The sequence below is a fragment of the Streptomyces sp. NPDC087428 genome, assembly GCF_044744085.1.
Classification (GTDB): domain Bacteria; phylum Actinomycetota; class Actinomycetes; order Streptomycetales; family Streptomycetaceae; genus Streptomyces.
Genome location: NZ_JBIUXR010000002.1, coordinates 537,546 through 556,079, shown reverse-complemented (window position 1 = coordinate 556,079; position 18,534 = coordinate 537,546). Strand labels below are relative to the sequence as shown.

The following is an 18,534-nucleotide window of genomic DNA, read 5'->3' as shown; positions in this document are numbered from 1 at the left end:
TCCGAACGGGCCCGGGGACATCCGGACGGGGGCCGGGGACGTGCGGAGCCGGAAACGTGATCCGGATCGCGGTCCGGCGACGGGGCGGCCCCTCCCCACCTGGAAGTACTGTCGGGGCCATGACTACGAATGACAGCGGCAGCGCGCCCAAGCCCCCGGCCAAGGACCCCTGGGACCTCCCCGACGTGTCCGGCCTGACCGTCGGCGTACTCGGCGGCACCGGCCCGCAGGGCCGCGGACTCGCCTACCGGTTCGCCCGCGCCGGACAGCAGGTCGTCATCGGCTCCCGCGCGGCCGACCGCGCGCAGACCGCCGCCGAGGAGATCGGCCACGGCGTCCGGGGTGCGGACAACTCCGCGTGCGCCCGCGACAGCGACGTCGTGATCGTCGCCGTGCCGTGGGACGGGCACGCCAAGACCCTGGAGTCGCTGCGCGAGGAACTCACCGGGAAGCTCGTCATCGACTGCGTCAACCCGCTCGGCTTCGACAAGAAGGGCGCCTACGCGCTGAAGCCCGAGGAGGGCAGCGCCGCCGAGCAGGCCGCCGCCCTGCTGCCGGAGTCCCGGGTCACCGCCGCCTTCCACCACCTCTCGGCCGTGCTGCTCCAGGACGAGACGGTCGAGGAGATCGACACCGACGTACTGGTCCTGGGCGAGGCCCGCGCCGACACCGACATCGTCCAGGCGCTGGCCGGCCGGATCCCCGGAATGCGGGGCATCTTCGCGGGCCGGCTGCGCAACGCCCACCAGGTCGAGTCGCTCGTCGCCAACCTGATCTCGGTCAACCGCCGCTACAAGGCACACGCGGGGCTGCGCACCACCGACGTGTGAGCCGCACCTCCGCCGGCCCCACCCCGCTCGGAGCGGCCGGGGGCATGGGGGACACTGGACGGGACCACGCGCCATCCCCCGACAGGAGCCGTCCCCATGCCCCGCCTCGCTCTCTACGCCGTAGCCGTCTGCGTCCTGGCCGTCGTCGCGGCCGTGATCTCCTTCGTGGAGGGCAGCTGGCTCCTCGGGATCGTCTGGGTGCTCCTGGTCGGCCTCTCGTCCAACATGGCCTGGTACTACCTGCGCCGGCGACGCGCCGCCGAGAACGCCGCCTAGCCGTTCAGCGAGCAGATCGCGTTCGGGCTCTGCCAGAACCGGTAGGCGTCGAGACCGCAGTACGAGTCGAAGTTGCTCACGCCGAGCGACCTCAGCAGCGCGTCGACCATGTCGAAGAACGCCGCGTTCACGCCGGGAACCCACAGCAGGGCGAACACCGCGATCAGCCCGAACGGGGCGAACGGCTCCACCTGGCGGCGCACCGCGTGGGAGAGCCAGGGCTCGATCACCCCGTAGCCGTCCAGACCCGGCACCGGTACGGAGTTCAGGATCGCGGCCGTCACCTGGAGCAGTGCCAGGAAGCCCAGCGCGTACCGGAAGGCGGCCGGGACGCCGTCCAGCGCGTCCAGCCAGAACGGCGCCGTGCACACGATCGCGAACAGCACATTGGTCAGCGGGCCCGCCGCCGAGATCAGGCTGTGCCGCCAGCGGCCGCGGATCCGGCCGCGCTCGATGAACACCGCGCCACCCGGCAGGCCGATCCCGCCCATGATCACGAACAGCACCGGCAGCACGATGCTCAGCAGGGCATGGGTGTAGCGAAGGGGATTGAGCGTGAGATATCCCTTGGCTGCGATGGAGATGTCGCCGCTGTGCAGCGCGGTCCTGGCGTGGGCGTACTCGTGGAGGCAGAGGGACACGACCCAGGCCGCCGTGACGAAGAGGAACGTGGCGAACCCGGGCTGATCGGTGAAGTCCGTCCACACCGCCCAGCCGGACACCGCCGCGACGGCTGCGATTCCGAGGAAGACCGGGCTGATGCCTTGGCGCTCGTTGGTGGGCATGAGCCGACCCTAAGGGCTTGCGGGGAAGTGACACCTTGATTCCCTCCAGGCCCGTAGACGCCGCCGAGATGGCTCTGCCGTTGCTCAGGCGAGCCGGTGCTCCCAGCGGAGCGACGGGTCGTCGTCGATCCAGTACGTGTGGGAGTCGCGCGTGATCCGGAGCCGGACGGTGGTGATGTCGGGGCTGCCCGCACTCTGCCATGCGGTCAGCGCCTGCTCGATGTCATTCCACAGGGCGGCTGGTCCGCCCTGGCGGACTGTCCACCCACCGCCGTTGGCGGTGAACTCGGCGAAGGACTCACGCTCCGGGTCGAAGAGGTACCGGAGCTGGGCACCTTCGAGCGTTTCAGCGCGGACGAATTGCGCGCCCGGTGCGGCGAGCTGGGCGAGGAAGGCCGGCATCCATTCCGAAAGCACGGTCGGCGGTACTCTCGTCGCCCGCTCGCTGTCGGCGTACGCCGTGCGTGCGGACAGGTCGCCGGATACCGGCAGGGTGGCTTGGGACCGTGCCCGCATGAACGAGGAGCGGCCGATGATCCGGCCCTCGGCAGTGCCGTCCTCGCCCACGACGACCTTGGCCAGGCCCGTGCCGTAGTGCCAGGACCCACCGACGGTGGCCAGCACCATGCCGCCCGGCTTGGTCTGCCTGATCCAGGTGAGGGGGATACGCCGGACGGCGCAGGTGGCAATCACACGGTCGTACGGTGCCCGGCGCGGGTGACCGAGAAGTCCGTCCCCGGTCACGGTCCACGTCGAGAACCCGGCGGCTTCCAGCGCGCTGTCGGCGCGGGCCGACACCTCGGGGTCCACCTCGACCGTCGTCACGTTGTCTACGCCGAGCCGGTGGCACATCAGGGCCGAGGAGTAGCCGGTTCCCGTGCCGATCTCCAGTACCTGATGCCCGTCCTCCACCTCCAGGTTCTCGATCATGTCCACCACGGTGACCGGGGTGGTGGATGACGAGGTGGGGGAGCCTGTCACCGGATCGCTGATCTGGTCGGCGGTCAGGGAGCCGTCGAGTTGAGTGGTCAGTGACCGGTCACTGTAGGCGATAGCGACCCACCTGTCCGGATCGGTTCCGAGCGCGGATACCGGACGCCATCGGCCGCCCTCCTCGGGCAGGAACACTCCGGGGTTCAGGAACACCTCGCGGGGTACGGCTTCCACTGCTGCGCGCCACTCCGGTGTGATGAGCACGCCAGCCCTCTCCAGACGATCGGCCAGCGCACGCCGCTCGGGAGCGGTGTCGGTCATGAGGTATCTCCTCGTGTCAACAGGTCGGCGAATGCCGCGGACATCTCCAGCCCGGTGCTTTCCTCCAGCCACCCCCACTGGCCGTTCGGATTCAGCTCCAGCCACCAGTAATCTCCCGCCCGGTCCACGGCAAGATCAAAGCTGCCGGACACCAACCCGAAGTGGTCCAGGTAGGTCAGCAGCGCCCTGCCCACCTGGGCGGGCAGGTCCACCACCGTGTAGGAGAGGGCGGAGTAGTCCTTGCGCCAGTCCAAAAGGCCGGAGTCGATGCGCACGGCAAACACGCGTCGGCCGACCACCAACACCCGGACGTCGGCCACCTTGTCCACGCGGGCCTGGAACAGGTGCGGCGTCACGCGCACGCTCTCGTCGATCTCGTCGGCGGTCACGGGTTCGGCCCATCCGGTGACCGGCACATCGTTGCGCTCGTACCGAGTCCACCGCAGCGTCTTGAAGATCACCCGGCCGTGGTCGGCCATGAACGCGCGTGCCTCGCTCGGGTCGTTGGTCACGAGCGTCGGCGGCACGGTGAGGCCGAGCCGCTGTGCGACTGCGAGCTGAGTGGGCTTGTAGTCGGCGGCTGCGCTGCGTTGCGGTTGATTGATCCATAGAGGGCCGTCGAGGGAGTAGAGGACGCCCCCCAGCCCATACCGGACCTGTGCCGCCGCGAACCGCGCATCGTTGTCCTCCAGGTGCTGGAACGCGGGCCAGACGGGCCGACGCCAGTACACCGAACGCACCTCGGCCAGGTCCATGGTCCTCGACGGGGTATCCACCCGCCCGGCCACGGAGACCGGGCAGGTGCCGAACCGGGCCGAGACCGTCAGGTCCGCGCCGATGTCAGCAGGGTTGAACCTGACCACCGGCACACTTCGCCGGTTGAGCTGGGTGATGACCATGTCGGCGGTGATGTCGTCCGCCTCGGTGGCCACCAGGACCGGCCTCTCCTCGGTCGCGGCCATCAGTCCTGTGTGCTGTCCTGGTCGTGGCCCGAGTCGGGCGCCGAGTCCGAGTTCGTGGTTGTCGAGGTCTCAGTACCCTTGCTGGTGCCGTGCTTGCCCCTCTCCACTACGCGGCCGGCGCGGTCGCGGAACACACCGAGCTGCGTGACGGGGTCGACCGTGACGGAGGCGTGCGGGACACGGACGGTGGCCGGATAGGGGGCGAGTCGGCCGGCACCCCACGGGCGCATTGCGGTTTCGCTTGCGATGGTCATCGAGCCTTCTCCTGCTTGGTGAGTTGAAGCGGAGCAGCGTGTTCGCAGCCCCGGTTTCCGGCGGTCTTGTCGGATTCACCGGAGGGTGATGAGCACGGTTCCGCGGCCGTCCCGCACGTCCCCGGCCTCAACGGGCCCCTGGAGCCTCATCAGCTCAAGTGCCCCGGTGACGTTCGGAACCGCGTTGTTCGCGATGCACCGCGCCGTGTCTTCCGGTTCCTCGTCTCGGTGGTCATAGCAACAGGTGATCCTTCATCACTTGTCCCTGCTCACCGTGGGGTTCAGTGCGAAGCTAGACCGGCCCAGAGCCAACCTTCAAGAAGATTGCGCGAGTTTGCAGTACGGAGATTGACTCGATTGAACGCCTCCTCGACCATCGGCGTGCCGCAATCTCGTGCAAGGCAGACGACAGGAGAGCAGCCATGCAGCTACGGTTCCTGGGCACGAACTCCAAGGTGGGCGACTGCCCGACCCTCTACGCCACCGACCGTGACACCTACCTCGTCCAGGGGTGGCAGATCTTCGCGAACGATCTCCTGGCACAGCTCGACCTCGGCGAGGGCGAGACGGCCGTCGAGGTCCCCACCGAACTGTTCGAGCACCTGGAGAAGGACGGCCACCCCTCTGGCGAGTTCAGGCGCCTTGAGGACCCCCTCATGGTCCTCACGCCGGGTGGTACGTACGTTGTGCGGGGGCGGGAGGTGACTGATCCCGAGGCCCTGTCCCAGATGTCGATTCCTGACTACGAGACCGTGGTCGAGGTCTCCAAGGCCGCGATCACAGCCCTACTGGAGGAACCACGTGGAGCTGATCTCCAGCACCGAGCGCAACCGGCTCATTGAGTCCGTCGCGCACGATGCCTTCCATCTGGAGCTGAGGGACGACTACTCGGTGCCGTTGGAGGACGGGCCGTATGAGAAGTGGCTCGGGGGAGTGGTCGACGACGACTTCATGGGCCCGTGGCTGTCGATGATTCGGCAGCTCACCCAGGGGGGCAGGACTGTTCGGCGTGTCCGTGTCGTGACCGAGCCGCACGCCCCGTATGTCCGCTGGGAGCATGAAGGCACACCCCTCAACGAGAAGGCCGGCGAGCAGATCCGGTGGCTCCCCAGGCATGAGCTGCCCGAGGGCCTGTCCTTCCCCCTGGCCGGGAAGGACTGGTGGCTGCTCGATGACACGCTCTTGGCCGTAGGTCACTTCGACGGCTCAGGGAGGGTCCTCGGGTCCGAGCTGATCGACGACCCCGAGACCGTCGCCGAATGCGTTCGAGTTCGGGACTTGCTCTGGGAAACCGCCATCCGCCACTCCGAGTACAAGCCCTGACCGATCAGTGAGCAACCAGGCAAAGGAAACCCGGGAGGCGTTGGGTGCCCGGCTGCGTGGATACCGCAAGGACGCGGGCTTCACCAGCGGCCGGGCGTTCGCTGCTGCCACCGGGTGGCAGGAGTCCAAGGTCTCCCGGATCGAGAACGGTAAGCAGAACGCGAGCGAGGAGGACATCCGTGCCTGGTGCCAGTTGACGGGGCACGAGGCCGATCTCGCTGACCTGATTGCCGTCATCCGCCACATGGACGAGATGTGGATGGAGTGGCGTCGGCAACTGGAGGAGGGAGCTGAAAAGCGCCAGCAGCGGTCCCTCCCGCTCTACCGGAAGACCAAGGTGTTCCGGATCTGGGAGCCCAACGTTATCTGGGGCACCATCCAGACCGCGGCATACGCCGGGAACATCTTCGATCAGGCATCCAGCTTGTACGACACCCCGACTGACACCGATGCGGCAGTGGCTAAGCGCATCGAACGGCAGGGCTACCTCTACACCGGGGATCGAATTTTCAACGTGCTCCTCGGTGAGCAGGCGCTCTATGCGAACCACGGCGGACCGGAGGCCATGAAGGCCCAACTCGATCGTTTGATGAGTGTCCTTACACTGCCCCGGCTCAGCTTGGGTATCGTCCCGCTCTCTGCCCCACTCGGCATCTGGATCGGTCACGGATTTTCGATGTTCGACGACAAGCTCGTCATGGTGGAGACGTTCTCCGCGGAGATGTCCGTGACTGCCCCCGGGGAGGTCGAGACCTACATGAAGGCATTTGAGCTTCACAGGCGGATCGCGGTGTACGGGCACAGCGCAAGGAATCTAATTCTGGCTGCTATCGAGCACTTCAACCGAATGTGAGAGAAAAACGTGGCGGTAATCCCTGACTGGCGCACGAGCACCTGTACGAAAAGTGATTCCTGCGTGGAAGTCGCGGATAACGGCCCTGCCGCAGTCATGGTCCGGGACACGAAGGTCAGGCGCCTCGGAACACTCTTCGTTCCGCCACTGCCTGGGCTGAGTTCGAAGCGGACACGCAGAAGTCGTGAGGACCCAGGCTTCCCAGCCGCGGCGCTCGGCGTGGGTCACGCACCCCTTGAGCTGACGCCCTGATCGGCGAAGTCCGTCCACACCGCCCGGCGGGAGCGGGCGGGCGGCGAGCCCCGACCGTACAGGCGACACGGCCAAAACGTCTGGCATCCGGCCGGTGGTTCCGTAAAGGGTGGGGGCATGACAGGCAGGACGGCGGACGGCCCGCGCTCATCCGGCCGGGCCGCGGTCCCGCACCCGGCCCCGGTCACGGAGAATAGGCGCGTGCGCTACAGCATCCTCGGTACCACCCAGGCACTCCGCGACGACGGCACGGCCGTCGCCGTCGGCGGGGCGCGGCTGCGCGCCCTGCTCACCGTTCTCGCGCTGCGGGCCGGCCGGACCGTGCCCGCGGCCGTGCTCGTCGACGAGGTGTGGGACGGGGACCCGCCCGCCGACGCGCCGGGTGCGTTGCAGGCACTCGTGGGCCGGCTCCGGCGGGCGCTCGGCCATGCGGCGGTCGCCTCGGCGGAGAACGGTTACCGGCTGGCCGCCGAACCGGACACCGTGGACCTGTACCGCTTCGAGCGTCTCGCGGGGGAGGGGACACGGGCCCTGGAGGAGGGCGATCCGGCGAAGGCCGTGACGCTCCTCGACGACGCGCTGGGCCTGTGGCGCGGACAGGTCCTCGCCGATCTGCCCGACCGGCACGCCGAGGCGGCCCGCTGGACGGCCCGCCGGTTCGACGCCCGCCGCACCCGCCTCACCGCCCTGCTCGCCCTCGGCCGGGCCGAGCAGGTGCTGCCGGAGCTGGCCGCGCTCTGCGGCGAGCACCCCATCGACGAACCGCTCCAGGCGCTGCGGCTGCGCGCCCTGCGCGACGCCGGACGCACCGCCCAGGCGCTGGCCGCGTACGAGGAGGTGCGCACCGTGCTCGCCGACCGGCTCGGCACCGACCCGGGCGCCGAACTGGGTGCGCTGTACGCCGAACTCCTGCGCCAGGAACCGGCCCGCCCGGCGATATCCACGGCCCCGAACGGCAACCCCGCGCCCCCGAACGGCAACCCGGCCCCCGCCGCCCGGCCCGGAAATCTCCGGGTCAGGCTCACCAGCTTCGTCGGGCGCGAGAGCGACATCGACACCCTGCGCGGCGATCTCTCCGGCGCCCGCCTCGTCACCCTGCTCGGCCCCGGTGGCGCCGGCAAGACCCGGCTCTCCCAGGAGGCCGCCGAATCCGTCGACCCCGCCACCTGGCCGGACGGGGTCTGGATGGCCGAGCTCGCACCGGTCGAGGACCCCGACTCGGTGCCGGAGGCCGTCCTCACCGCCCTCGGCGGCCGCGAGACCGTGCTGCGCGGTGCGGGCGCGGAGGAGCTCCGGGCCGTCGAGCGGGGCGGGGGAGCCGAACCGCTCGCCCGGCTCACCGAACACTGCTCCGGGCGCCGCATGCTGCTGCTCCTGGACAACTGCGAGCACGTCATCGAGGCCGCCGCCGCCCTCACCGACCACCTGCTGGCCCGCTGCCCGGAGCTCACCGTCCTCGCGACCAGCCGTGAACCCCTCGGCGTACCGGGCGAGTTCGTCCGGCCCGTCGACCCGCTGCCCGACCCGATGGCGCTGCGCCTGTTCGCGGACCGCGGCGCCGCCGCACTGTCCGGCTTCCGGGTCGACGCGGACGAGCGCACCGCGGCGGCCGTCGCGGAGATCTGCCGCCGCCTGGACGGGCTGCCGCTCGCCATCGAGCTGGCCGCCGCCCGGCTCCGGATGCTCACCCCGCGCCAGATCGCGGACCGGCTGGACGACCGGTTCCGCCTGCTGACCGGCGGCAGCCGGACCGTACTGCCGCGCCAGCAGACCCTGCGGGCCGTCGTCGACTGGTCCTGGGACCTCCTGGACGAGGCCGAACGCACCGCCCTGCGTCGGCTGTCGGTCTTCTCCGGCGGCTGGACCCTCGCCGCCGCGGAGGCGGTCTGCGCGGACCGGCCGCAGGACGCGCACGACGTCGCCGCGGTGCTCGGCTCGCTCGTCGACAAGTCCCTCGTCGTCGCCGCGCCCGCCACGGACGGCCAGATGCGCTACCGCCTCCTGGAGACCGTCGGTGAGTACGCCGTCGAACGGCTCGACGAGGCGGGGGAGCGGGAATCCGTCGAACGGCAGCACCTGGTGTTCTTCCGGGAGCTGGCCCGTACCGCCGACCCCGAACTCCGGGGCCCCGGACAGCTCGCCGCCATCGAACTGTTCCAGCGCGAGTACGAGAACCTGCGCACCGCCCTGCGCCACGCCGTCGCCGCCCGCGACGAGCAGGAGGCCCTGTGCATGGTCATCTCGCTCTCCTGGTTCTGGCAGATACGCGATCTGCGCGCCGACGCCCTCCAGTGGGCCGAAGCCGCCGCCGCCCTCGGCCCCGATCCGTTCGCCCCGCCCGCCGTGCCCGCGCCGTCCCTCCACGAACGCTGCATCGACGCGCCCCCGCCGATGGGCCCCGAGCTGCTCCAGGAGGCGCGGCGCCAGGTCGCGCTGGTCCAGCTGGTCAGCATGGACCACGCGATGGACGAGTTGGTGAGCGGCGAGGGCATGGAGCGGCTGCGCGTCATCGCCGCCACCTACCGGGCCGGGCAGCCGCAGACCTGCCGTGCCCCGGCATCGCTGTGGTTCTTCGCGGTCCTGCTCACCGGGGACATCGGCGGCCTGCGCGCGATGCTGGACGAAACGGTCCGGGCCGCGCGGGGGTTCGGCTACGAGTGGGAGCTGGCGGCGGCGCTCCAGATGCGCGCCAACGTGCTGGCCAACCGGCCCGACTGGTCGGGCGAGGCACGGGCGGACGCCGACGAGAGCCTGGAGGTGTTCCGCCGCCTCGGGGACGACTGGGGCACGGCCGAGTCGCTCTCCTCGCGCGGCGAGGCCAACGAGAAGACCGGCGACTACACCCGGGCGGCCGACGACTACCTGGCCGCCGTCGGCTACGCGGAGAAGCTCGGCGCCCACGCCCAGGTGCTGGTCCTCCGCACCCGGTACGCCTCCGTGCTGACCGAGCTCGGCCGCGGCGAGGAGGGCGAGGCGATCCTGCGGGAGGTGCTCGCAGAGGCCCGGTACGCGGCCCATGGCGCGAGGTCGTTCGCCCGGCTCTTCCTGGCCATGTGGCTGGGCCGGTCCGGCCGTACCGCGGAGGCCCGCGAACACTTCGCCACGCTGCGCGAGGAGTTCCATTCGGAGACCCGGGCGGTCTTCGACGGATTCGTGCTGGGCGGTGTGGCCTGGCTGGACAACCTGGACGGGCGCTACGCGGACGCCCTCGCCGGGACCCTGCGCTCACTGGCCCGCGCCGACGACCCGCTCGCGCAGATGGTGGCGCCGCAGATGGCCGTGACCCACCTGGTCGGCGCCGCGCGGGCGCTGGGCGGACTCGGCGGGGAGCGCCGGGCCGCCGTCGCGGCGCGGCTGCTGGGCGCCTGCCGGGGCCTGCTGCCCGACGGGCACGTGCCGACGTCGATCGAGCGGGAAAGTTACACGGCGGCCGAGGAACTGGCCCGTGCCGTCCTCGGGGACGCCGCCTTCGAGACCGCGTACGCCGAGGGCGGCGGCCTCTCCCTGAAGGAGGCCGCCGCCCTCGTCGAGCCGTACCGGGACTGAGAGGCGCCCGGTCAGGTGCGCTTGCGGAACTTCGAGACCGCCAGCGGGGCCGTGATCGCGGTGATGCCCACGGCCCAGACGAGGGTCATCCACACGGAGTGGCCGAGCGGTCCGCCGGTCATCAGGCCGCGCGCCGCGTCGGCCAGGTTGGACAGCGGGTTGTAGTCGGTGAAGGTCTTCAGCCAGCCGGGCATCGTGGTCGGCGGGGCGAAGATCGAGGATCCGAACTGAAGAGGCATCAAGATGAGGAATCCCATCGCCTGGACCGACTGGGGCGTCTTGAGGGACAGCCCGAGCAGGATGAAGATCCACATGATCGCGGCGCCGAACGCCGCCGACAGCACCACCGCGGCCAGCAGGCCGGGCACCGAACTCACCTGGAGCCCGAGCGCGAAGCCCATGCCCAGCAGGATCGCCGTGGCGACCATCATCCGGCCCAGCTCGACCACGATCTTCGCGATGAGCACCGACGAGCGGGCGATCGGCATCGTGCGGAACCGGTCCATGACCCCCTTGTGGAAGTCGTCGTTGACCCCGGTGCCGACCGCGGTCGCGATGTTCATGCCCATCATCGCCATCAGACCGGGTATGACGTAGTTGATGTACGTCTGCCGGTCACCGCCCAGGCTCGCGCCGACGGACCCGCCGAAGACGTACACGAACAGCAGGGTGAAGACGATGGGCATCAGGAGCACATCGAACATCGACTCCGGATCCTTCTTGATCTGGAGCAGGTTGCGCCGCATCAGCGCCCCGATGTGCCGCATGTTGCCCCGCAGCCCGATCCGGCCCTCGTCGTGGAGCGGCTTCGCCGGGGCGGTACCGGCCGAACCGGCGGGAGCGGGCTTCAGAGTCGTCGTGCTCATGCCGCGACCTCCTCGTGGATCGTGTCGGTGGGGGCGGAGGCCTTCTCGCCCGTGATGGCGAGGAACACCTCGTCCAGGCTGGGCAGCGCGGTGGCTACGTGCGCCAGCGAGAAGCCCCGGGTGCCGAGCAGGCCGATGACGGCGGTGAGCTGTTCGTCGCTGAGGATCGGTACGTACAGCAGCCCCTCGTCCGGAACCGCCTGCGCGCCCGAGACCCCGTCGAGACCGGCCTCCCGCAGCGCCTGTGCCATCGCGGCCAGTTCGGACGGGTCCGAGGGCCGGATCTGCAGGGTGCGGCCGCCGACCCTGGCCTTCAGCTCGTCGACACCGCCGCGGGCGATGATCTTGCCGTGATCGATGACGGTGAGCTCGCCGGCGAGCTGTTCGGCCTCTTCCATGTACTGGGTGGTGAGCAGGACGGTCGCCCCCTCCGCGACCATCCGCTGCACCTCGTCCCAGACCTCGTTGCGGGTCCGGGGGTCGAGCCCCGTCGTCGGCTCGTCCAGGTAGAGCACGGACGGGCTGCCGATCATGGAAGCGGCCAGGTCCAGCCGGCGCCGCATACCGCCCGAGTAGTCCATGGCGGCCTTCTTCGCCGCGTCGGTGAGCGAGAAGCGCTCCAGCAGCTCGTCGGCGCGGGACCGGGCCTTCTTGCGCGGCAGATCGAGCAGCCGCCCGATCATGTAGAGGTTCTCCCAGCCGGAGAGCTTCTCGTCGACCGAGGCGTACTGCCCGGTCAGACCGATGGTGCGGCGCAGCTGGCGGGGCTGCTTCACCACGTCGTAGCCCGCCACGACCGCGTGTCCGGCGTCGGGCAGGATCAGGGTGGACAGGCAGCGTACGAGCGTGGTCTTGCCGGCACCGTTGGGGCCGAGCACTCCGAGGACGGTGCCCTCGCGTACATCGAGGTCCACGCCGTCCAGAGCTTTGGTCGAGCCGTAGTGCTTGACCAGCCCCCGTACCTCGACGGCGTTTCCGCCGCTCCTGGGGTTCTTGTCGATTCGCGTCATGCCCACCATCAGAACAGCCGCCACCGACAGGCCGCCGACAGCGGGCCGACAGCCCGCCGATGGGGGAAGTCGGCGGGCTGTCGGTGGTGCCGGCAGTGGTCGTCCGGTCAGTGGAAGGTGTGCTCCGGCGCCGGGAAGCTGCCGCCGACTACCTCGTCCGCGTACGCCTTCGCGGCGTCGCCGAGGATCTGGCGCAGGTCGGCGTACTGCTTGGTGAAGCGCGGCACCTTGCCGCCGGTCAGCCCGACCATGTCGGTGTAGACCAGCACCTGGGCGTCCGTGTCCGGACCGGCGCCGATGCCGACGGTCGGGATGTGCAGGGTGCGGGTGACCTCGGCGGCCAGCTCGGCCGGTACGAGTTCCAGGACGACGGCGAACGCGCCCGCGTCCTGCACGGCCTTGGCGTCGCGCAGCATCTGCTGGGCGGCCTCCTCGCCGCGGCCCTGCACCCGGTAGCCCATCGCGTTGACGGACTGCGGGGTCAGGCCGATGTGCGCCATGACCGGGATGCCGGCGTCGACCAGCAGCTTGATCTGCTCGTGGCTGCGCTCGCCGCCCTCCAGCTTGACCGCGCCGACCCCGGACTCCTTGATCAGCCGGGTGGCGTTGCGCAGGGCCTGGACAGGGCTCTCCTGGTACGCCCCGAAGGGCAGGTCGGCGACGACGAGGGCGCGCTTGGTGCCCCGTACGACGGCGGCGGAGAGGATGGCGATCTCGTCCATCGTGACGGGCACGGTGGTCTCGTAGCCGAGGTGACAGTTGCCCATCGAGTCGCCGACGAGCATGACCGGGATGCCGGCCTCGTCGAAGACGGACGCGGTCATCGCGTCATAGGCGGTGAGCATGGGCCACTTCTCGCCGCGCCCGGTGGCGGCGGCGATGTCGTGGATGGTGACGCGGCGGTTGCTCTTGCCTCCGTACAGCGCCTTGCTGCTGTCGGTGGGGGCTCCCGCGGGGGGTGTGGCGGACTGGTTCTGCGCAGCCTGAAGCGACATGGCCAACGGCTCCTTCGTCATCTCGAGGCACCCTGACGGTGTCCCCGGATCCCCTCCATGGTGGCATCCCGGAGCCGGTCACGGGAAGTGGGCCCGCGCACGCGGCCCGGACGGCGGTACGGCGGCGGCGGGTTCCCGCCCGGTAAAGACTTTCCAATACGAGACGGTCTCGTATCGAAATGAGGCTAGGCTCTCCGTCATGTCCATACCGTCCGGCGCTCCCGCCGTCGTGCCCCAGGTCCCGGAGGCGGTCCACCGCCGCCGCTGGGCGATTCTCGTTGTCCTGATGTTCAGCCTGCTCATCGTGGTGCTGGACAACTCGATCCTGAACGTCGCCGTCAAGACGATCGCTTCCCCCGCACCCACCGGACTGGGGGCCACCCAGAGCGAGCTGGAGTGGGCGATCAACTCCTACACCCTCGTCTTCGCCGGACTGCTCTTCACCGCGGGCCTCCTCGGCGACCGCCTCGGGCGCAAGAAGGTGCTGCTCTTCGGCATCGTGCTCTTCGGCATCGGCTCGGCCTTCGCCGCCATGTCCGGCTCCCCGGGCGAACTCGTCGCCTGGCGTGCCGTGATGGGCTTCGGCGCCGCGTTCGTGATGCCGGCCACCCTCGCCGTCCTGATGAACGTCTTCGAGCGCGACGAGCAGCCCAAGGCCATCGGCATCTGGGCCGGCAGCGTCGGCCTCGGCATCGCGATCGGCCCGATCACCGGCGGGCTGCTCCTCGAACACTTCTGGTGGGGCTCGATCTTCCTGGTCAACGTCCCCGTGGTGGTCATCGCGCTGATCGCGATGGCGGTGCTCGTACCGGACTCCAGGGACCCGAAGCCGGGCCGTCTCGACCCGATCGGTGTGGTGCTCTCCATCATCGGCCTGGTGCTGCTGGTGTACGGCATCATCCGCGGCGGCGAGCTGGCCGACTTCACCGACGTCTCCGTGCTCCTGCCGGTCATCGGCGGCCTGGCCGTCCTGGTGGTGTTCGTCCTCCACGAGAAGCGCAGCAGCAGCCCGGCCATCGACATCACGTACTTCAGGAAGCCGGCCTTCTCGGCCGCCGTCGCCGCCATCGCGCTGGTCTTCTTCGCGCTGATGGGCGTGACGTTCTTCTCCGCCTTCTACATGCAGAGCGTGCGGGGCTGGAGCGCCCTTCAGTCCGGGCTGCTGATCCTGCCGCTGGCCATCGCCCAGATGGTCTTCGCGCCCAGGGCCCGGCTGGTCGTCGCACGGTTCGGTGCCCGTGCGGTGTGCACCGTCGGCATGCTGATGGTCGCCGTCGGGCTGGCGGCGTTCGCGCTGTTCGACGCCGACACGCCCGTCTGGCTGATGTGTGTGGTCTTCTTCGTGCAGGGCACGGGCATGGCCCACGTGATGCCGCCGGTCACCGTCGCCGTGATGCAGGCGCTGCCCCGCGAGAAGGCCGGCTCCGGCTCGGCCGTCAACAACACGTTCCGCCAGGTCGGCGGCGCGCTCGGGATCGCCGTCCTCGGATCGGTGCTGTCCGCCGTCTACCGCGGCGACATCGAGGGGCACCTCGGCGCGCTCCCGGCCGCCGCCAGGGACACCGCGGCGGAGTCGATCGAGGCGACGCTCGGCATCGCGGAGAGGATGGGCCCCGCGGGCGCCCCGCTGGTCGCCGCCGCGCACGACGCCTTCCTGAGCGCCATGCACGTCACGGCCCTCAGCTCGGCCGCCGTCGCCCTGATCGGAGCGGCCGTGGTCGCGCTGTTCCTGCCGGGCAGGACGCCCGCCGCGCAGCCGCCCGCGCCGGGCGGCACGCAGGACGAGCCGACGGTGCCCGCGCCCGCGGCGCGGTGACACGGCCGGCCCCGCACGGCTGACGGCGCACGGCCGGTGCCCCGGCATCCGGCCGGATGCTGCCGGGCGCCGTCCGTTCGGGGAGAATCGGGGGCGGCGAAAGGTGGTTCCACGTGCAGGCTCAGGCATCGGACCGGGACGAGCGGGCCCCGGGCGACCGCGACCGCGATCACGGCTCCGGCCCCGGCGACGACCAGGAGCCCCGCCGCGGCCGCCCGCGCAGCGCGGCGGCCGAGCGGGCCATCCTGGACGCCGTCGTCGAGCTCCTGGAGGCCGGCGAACCCCTCGCCGGCCTGTCCATCGAGCGGATCGCCCGCACCGCCGGGGTCGGCAAGGCCACCATCTACCGGCGCTGGACCGACAAGGAGGAGCTCTTCGTCGACGTCCTGCGCGACATCGAGCCCCCGGAGCCCGACGTCTCCGGCACCGGCGGGCTCGGTGACCTGCGGGTCCTGCTGGAGTCGATGCGCAGGCGCGGCCTGGCCCAGCGCTCCTCCGTGCTGCTGCACAACGTCTTCGCCCAGATGAAGAGCCATCCCCGGCTCTGGTCCGAGTACCAGGGCACCGTGATAGCGCCGCGCCGCCTCGCGATGCTCGCGGCCGTCCGGCGAGCCGTCGAGGCCGGAGAACTGCGCGGCGACACGGACGTGGAGCTGATGGACGACCTGTTCGTCGGCCCCATGCTCGTACGCACCATCCACCGGCCTGACGCGCCGCTGCCCGAGGACCTCGCCGACCGCATCATCCAGCTGCTGGTCGAGGGCGTCGGGCCGCGGCCCCCGGGCGACGGACCCGGCGGAGCCGCGGAACGGCGCTGACGCGCCCGGACCACCGCGCGTGTGATCCTTCTGTCACAAGCCCCCGCAGACCGCCTCCGGCCGGAACCCACCGCACCCCCTTGTTCGTCCTGCTGGCAGTACGGCCGTCATCGACGGCGGGAAACGCATCGCTCATCGCCTAGGGTCGTTGGCGCGGCGATGTGCACGGCAAGGCAGTGAGGACAGTGCGATGGTGCAGGCGTACAGGGCGGACACCGGGAACGGCGGCGCGGGACCGCAGCCCTCCGGATCCCGTTTCCGGGACCTGCGCGACAGGCTGGTCCGGGACCCGGGCATCTGGCGGCGCGGGCTCGTTCTGGCAGGCTGTTCGGTCCTGCTGACCTTCGTGATGCTCCTGCACTCCCACATCCCGAACGCCATCGGCAACCTGGGCAGCCTCACCGAGACGTTCCTGCCGTGGATCGCCGTCTTCGTACCGGTGCTGCTCGTGCTGGGCCTGGTGCGGCGCTCCGCGACGGCCCTGATCGTGCTCCTGCTCCCGATCGTGGTCTGGTTCAACGTGTTCGGCGGACTGCTCACCGACAAGTCGGGCGGGGGCGGCGATCTCACCGTCGCCACCCACAACGTCAACGCGGACAACGCCGACCCCTCGGGCACCGCCCAGCAGGTCGCGGGCTCCGGCGCCGACGTCATCGCCCTCCAGGAGCTGCCCGCCGGGCAGGTGAAGACGTACGAATCGGCGCTCGCCGCCCGCTTCCCGTACCACTCGGTCCAGGGGACCGTCGGCCTGTGGAGCAAGTACCCGATCAGCGACACCCGCCCGGTGGACATCAAGATGGGCTGGGTCCGGGCCATGCGGACCACCGTCGCCACGCCCGAGGGCAAGGTCGGCTTCGTCGTCGCGCACCTGCCCTCGGTCCGGGTCAAGCTGCACGCCGGATTCACCGCGAACCAGCGTGACCAGAGCGCCGACGCACTCGGCGAGGCCATCGCGGACGAACGGCTCGACCGGGTCGTCCTGCTCGGCGACCTCAACGGCACCATGAACGACCGCTCCCTCAACGCGGTCACCTCGCAGATGCGCTCCACCCAGGGCGCGGCCGGTGACGGCTTCGGGTTCAGCTGGCCCGCCGCGTTCCCGATGGCCCGGATCGACCAGATCATGGTGAAGGGCGTCGACCCGGTGTCGTCCTGGACCCTGCCCGCCACGGACAGCGACCACCTCCCGATCGCCGCCCGCGTCAATCTCTGACGTCACGGTCCATTTACCTCCCGGCATAAACCATCTGAGAGTATTTGTTCCGATCAGGGACCGAGGCCGACCGGCGATGGAGCCGGTGAGCCGCTGTGTGCTCGGGCGTCCACGCCCGTCGGCGCCGCCATGCCCCGGCTCCCTCCTGCGCCCCGTACCGCGGCCGGCCCCGTCCGCCGCGGAGCTCGGGGCTCCCCTCGGAAAGGTCTCTCCTCATGCCTCTGGCTCTGCTCGCACTCGCGGTGAGCGCCTTCGGCATCGGTACCACGGAGTTCGTGATGATGGGCCTGCTGCCCGATGTCGCGGACGATCTCGGCACCTCCGTCCCCACGGCGGGCTACCTCGTGTCGGCCTATGCGATCGGTGTGGTGCTCGGCGCCCCACTGCTCACCGCCCTCGGCTCCCGCATCCCGCGCAAGCGGATGCTCCTGCTGCTGATGGCGCTCTTCACCGTCGGCAACCTCGCCTCCGCGTGCGCTCCGGGCTTCGGCTGGCTGGTCGCGGGACGCGTCCTGGCCGGGCTGCCGCACGGCGCGTTCTTCGGCGTCGGCGCGGTCGTCGCCGCCCGGCTGGTCGCCGACGGGCGCCAGGCACGGGCCGTGGCGACGATGTTCCTCGGCCTGACCGTCGCCAACATCATCGGCGTGCCCGCCGCCACCCTGCTCGGCCAGCACCTCGGCTGGCGGGCCACGTTCCTGGTGGTCGCGGTGATCGGGCTGTGCGCGATGGCCGCGCTCGCCCGGCTCGTCCCCCGGATCCCGGTCGAGGCCCACCACGACGTCCGCCACGAGCTGCGGGCCCTGGGCAACCGGCAGGTGCTGCTCGGCCTGCTCACCGCCGTCTTCGGCTTCGCCGGGGTCTTCGCCGTGTACTCCTACCTCTCGGCGATGACGACCGAGGCGATGGGCTTCGGCGAGTCCTCCGTGACGCTGGTGCTGGCGCTCTTCGGTATCGGCATGACCCTCGGCGCGCTCGCCGCCGGCCCGCTCACGGACCGGGCACTGCGTCCGACCCTGTACGGATCGCTGGGCGCGCTCGCGGTCGTCCTGGTGGTCTTCCCGTTCGCCGCCCATGTGCAGTGGGCCGCGCTGGTCATGGTGGTGCTGCTGGGCGGGGTCGGCTTCATGACGACGACGCCGTTGCAGATGCTCGTCATGAACAAGGCCAAGGACGCCCCGACCCTGGCCTCCGCCTCCAACCACTCCGCGTTCAACCTGGCCAACGCGGGCGGCGCGTGGCTCGGCGGGATGGCCATCGCGGCCGGCTGGGGCTGGACGTCCCCGGCCCTGGTCGGCGCGGTCCTGGCCGTCGCGGGCCTCGCGGTGGCGGTCACGGCTGGCGTACTGGACCGCGACCGCACACCGTCGAGGGTGGTGGCCCGCGCGGGGGCGACGGTGGCCGAGCGGAGCCCGGCCGCGTCGAGCCCGTCCGGCGATTGAGGACGAACCGTCAGCGGACGGGCCCGGCGACCCGCCCTCCCG

18 protein-coding genes are annotated in these 18,534 nt (G+C 70.7%); 11 read left to right on the top strand and 7 right to left on the bottom strand.

All coding sequences use genetic code 11. The annotated features are described in order from the left end of the window. The first annotated feature begins 119 nt into the window (after positions 1-119). Together npdG and ACIO3R_RS06215 are read left to right on the top strand one after the other, a co-directional pair. On the top strand, positions 120-830 hold the full coding sequence (gene npdG / locus ACIO3R_RS06220; protein ID WP_402103767.1) for an NADPH-dependent F420 reductase: 711 nt from the start codon (positions 120-122) through the stop codon (positions 828-830). A 96-nt stretch (positions 831-926) separates the two neighbouring features. After that, positions 927-1,106: a hypothetical protein gene (locus ACIO3R_RS06215; protein WP_385346568.1), complete on the top strand. Its 180-nt coding sequence runs from the start codon at positions 927-929 to the stop codon at positions 1,104-1,106. Here ACIO3R_RS06215 and ACIO3R_RS06210 read toward each other — a convergent pair. The 4 genes from ACIO3R_RS06210 to tgmA form a co-directional block, all read right to left on the bottom strand. Continuing rightward, positions 1,103-1,891, bottom strand: a complete 789-nt coding sequence (locus ACIO3R_RS06210; protein ID WP_402103765.1) for a site-2 protease family protein — start codon at positions 1,889-1,891, stop codon at positions 1,103-1,105. The genes ACIO3R_RS06215 and ACIO3R_RS06210 overlap by 4 nt on opposite strands. 84 nt (positions 1,892-1,975) lie before the next feature. After that, complete coding sequence (tgmC, locus tag ACIO3R_RS06205; protein ID WP_402103762.1) at positions 1,976-3,145, bottom strand: ATP-grasp peptide maturase system methyltransferase; 1,170 nt, start codon at positions 3,143-3,145, stop codon at positions 1,976-1,978. Then, the gene (gene tgmB, locus ACIO3R_RS06200) at positions 3,142-4,107 is read right to left on the bottom strand and encodes an ATP-grasp ribosomal peptide maturase (protein WP_402103758.1); all 966 of its coding nucleotides are present in this window, start codon (positions 4,105-4,107) and stop codon (positions 3,142-3,144) included. Before tgmB ends, tgmC begins: the two co-directional genes overlap by 4 nt. Then, entirely contained in the window at positions 4,107-4,361 is a 255-nt protein-coding gene (gene tgmA, locus ACIO3R_RS06195; RefSeq protein WP_402103755.1) for a putative ATP-grasp-modified RiPP, read from the bottom strand. The genes tgmB and tgmA overlap by 1 nt, the downstream gene beginning before the upstream one ends. 422 nt (positions 4,362-4,783) lie before the next feature. On the opposite strand from tgmA, the gene ACIO3R_RS06190 reads away from it, so the two are divergent. The 5 genes from ACIO3R_RS06190 (at position 4,784) to ACIO3R_RS06170 (ending at position 10,335) form a co-directional block, all read left to right on the top strand. Beyond that, a complete protein-coding gene (locus tag ACIO3R_RS06190; protein ID WP_385040382.1) occupies positions 4,784-5,203 on the top strand; it encodes a hypothetical protein in 420 nt (139 codons plus the stop codon). Continuing rightward, the gene (locus tag ACIO3R_RS06185; RefSeq protein ID WP_385040385.1) at positions 5,163-5,684 is read left to right on the top strand and encodes a DUF6879 family protein; all 522 of its coding nucleotides are present in this window, start codon (positions 5,163-5,165) and stop codon (positions 5,682-5,684) included. The genes ACIO3R_RS06190 and ACIO3R_RS06185 overlap by 41 nt, the downstream gene beginning before the upstream one ends. 7 nt (positions 5,685-5,691) lie before the next feature. Beyond that, positions 5,692-6,537: a helix-turn-helix domain-containing protein gene (locus ACIO3R_RS06180; RefSeq protein ID WP_385040388.1), complete on the top strand. Its 846-nt coding sequence runs from the start codon at positions 5,692-5,694 to the stop codon at positions 6,535-6,537. 9 nt (positions 6,538-6,546) lie between these two features. Continuing rightward, positions 6,547-6,789: a DUF397 domain-containing protein gene (locus ACIO3R_RS06175; protein WP_385346575.1), complete on the top strand. Its 243-nt coding sequence runs from the start codon at positions 6,547-6,549 to the stop codon at positions 6,787-6,789. A 201-nt stretch (positions 6,790-6,990) separates the two neighbouring features. Continuing rightward, positions 6,991-10,335 (top strand): BTAD domain-containing putative transcriptional regulator, encoded by a 3,345-nt coding sequence (locus ACIO3R_RS06170; RefSeq protein ID WP_402103750.1) that lies wholly within the window; start codon positions 6,991-6,993, stop codon positions 10,333-10,335. A gap of 11 nt (positions 10,336-10,346) precedes the next feature. Here the strand turns inward: ACIO3R_RS06170 and ACIO3R_RS06165 are convergent, their stop codons facing one another. The 3 genes from ACIO3R_RS06165 to panB form a co-directional block, all read right to left on the bottom strand. Then, positions 10,347-11,201 (bottom strand): ABC transporter permease, encoded by an 855-nt coding sequence (locus tag ACIO3R_RS06165; RefSeq protein ID WP_363069436.1) that lies wholly within the window; start codon positions 11,199-11,201, stop codon positions 10,347-10,349. Continuing rightward, positions 11,198-12,220: an ATP-binding cassette domain-containing protein gene (locus ACIO3R_RS06160; protein WP_402103747.1), complete on the bottom strand. Its 1,023-nt coding sequence runs from the start codon at positions 12,218-12,220 to the stop codon at positions 11,198-11,200. Before ACIO3R_RS06160 ends, ACIO3R_RS06165 begins: the two co-directional genes overlap by 4 nt. 98 nt (positions 12,221-12,318) lie before the next feature. Further along, positions 12,319-13,206: a 3-methyl-2-oxobutanoate hydroxymethyltransferase gene (gene panB, locus ACIO3R_RS06155; protein ID WP_385346581.1), complete on the bottom strand. Its 888-nt coding sequence runs from the start codon at positions 13,204-13,206 to the stop codon at positions 12,319-12,321. Between the two features lie 199 nt (positions 13,207-13,405). Between panB and ACIO3R_RS06150 the strand changes: the two genes are divergently transcribed. The 4 genes from ACIO3R_RS06150 to ACIO3R_RS06135 all read left to right on the top strand — a co-directional run bounded on the left by ACIO3R_RS06150 (position 13,406) and on the right by ACIO3R_RS06135 (position 18,492). Continuing rightward, complete coding sequence (locus tag ACIO3R_RS06150; RefSeq protein ID WP_402103743.1) at positions 13,406-15,022, top strand: DHA2 family efflux MFS transporter permease subunit; 1,617 nt, start codon at positions 13,406-13,408, stop codon at positions 15,020-15,022. A gap of 113 nt (positions 15,023-15,135) precedes the next feature. Then, positions 15,136-15,840, top strand: coding sequence for a TetR/AcrR family transcriptional regulator (locus tag ACIO3R_RS06145; protein WP_402103740.1), 705 nt, complete (start codon positions 15,136-15,138; stop codon positions 15,838-15,840). 190 nt (positions 15,841-16,030) lie between these two features. Then, on the top strand, positions 16,031-17,053 hold the full coding sequence (locus ACIO3R_RS06140; protein WP_385035986.1) for an endonuclease/exonuclease/phosphatase family protein: 1,023 nt from the start codon (positions 16,031-16,033) through the stop codon (positions 17,051-17,053). 215 nt (positions 17,054-17,268) lie between these two features. Then, positions 17,269-18,492, top strand: a complete 1,224-nt coding sequence (locus ACIO3R_RS06135; protein WP_385035985.1) for an MFS transporter — start codon at positions 17,269-17,271, stop codon at positions 18,490-18,492. Positions 18,493-18,534 lie beyond the last annotated feature (42 nt).

Bases quoted from the DNA above. Each gene is read 5' to 3' on its own strand.
- tgmC (WP_402103762.1), bottom strand. From the start codon at position 3,145: ATGACCGACACCGCTCCCGAGCGGCGTGCGCTGGCCGATCGTCTGGAG.
- ACIO3R_RS06190 (WP_385040382.1), top strand. From the start codon at position 4,784: ATGCAGCTACGGTTCCTGGGCACGAACTCCAAGGTGGGCGACTGCCCG.
- panB (WP_385346581.1), bottom strand. From the start codon at position 13,206: ATGTCGCTTCAGGCTGCGCAGAACCAGTCCGCCACACCCCCCGCGGGA.
- ACIO3R_RS06160 (WP_402103747.1), bottom strand. From the start codon at position 12,220: ATGGTGGGCATGACGCGAATCGACAAGAACCCCAGGAGCGGCGGAAAC.
- ACIO3R_RS06150 (WP_402103743.1), top strand. From the start codon at position 13,406: ATGTCCATACCGTCCGGCGCTCCCGCCGTCGTGCCCCAGGTCCCGGAG.
- npdG (WP_402103767.1), top strand. From the start codon at position 120: ATGACTACGAATGACAGCGGCAGCGCGCCCAAGCCCCCGGCCAAGGAC.
- ACIO3R_RS06215 (WP_385346568.1), top strand. From the start codon at position 927: ATGCCCCGCCTCGCTCTCTACGCCGTAGCCGTCTGCGTCCTGGCCGTC.
- tgmA (WP_402103755.1), bottom strand. From the start codon at position 4,361: ATGACCATCGCAAGCGAAACCGCAATGCGCCCGTGGGGTGCCGGCCGA.
- ACIO3R_RS06165 (WP_363069436.1), bottom strand. From the start codon at position 11,201: ATGAGCACGACGACTCTGAAGCCCGCTCCCGCCGGTTCGGCCGGTACC.
- ACIO3R_RS06210 (WP_402103765.1), bottom strand. From the start codon at position 1,891: ATGCCCACCAACGAGCGCCAAGGCATCAGCCCGGTCTTCCTCGGAATC.
- tgmB (WP_402103758.1), bottom strand. From the start codon at position 4,107: ATGGCCGCGACCGAGGAGAGGCCGGTCCTGGTGGCCACCGAGGCGGAC.
- ACIO3R_RS06140 (WP_385035986.1), top strand. From the start codon at position 16,031: ATGGTGCAGGCGTACAGGGCGGACACCGGGAACGGCGGCGCGGGACCG.
- ACIO3R_RS06135 (WP_385035985.1), top strand. From the start codon at position 17,269: ATGCCTCTGGCTCTGCTCGCACTCGCGGTGAGCGCCTTCGGCATCGGT.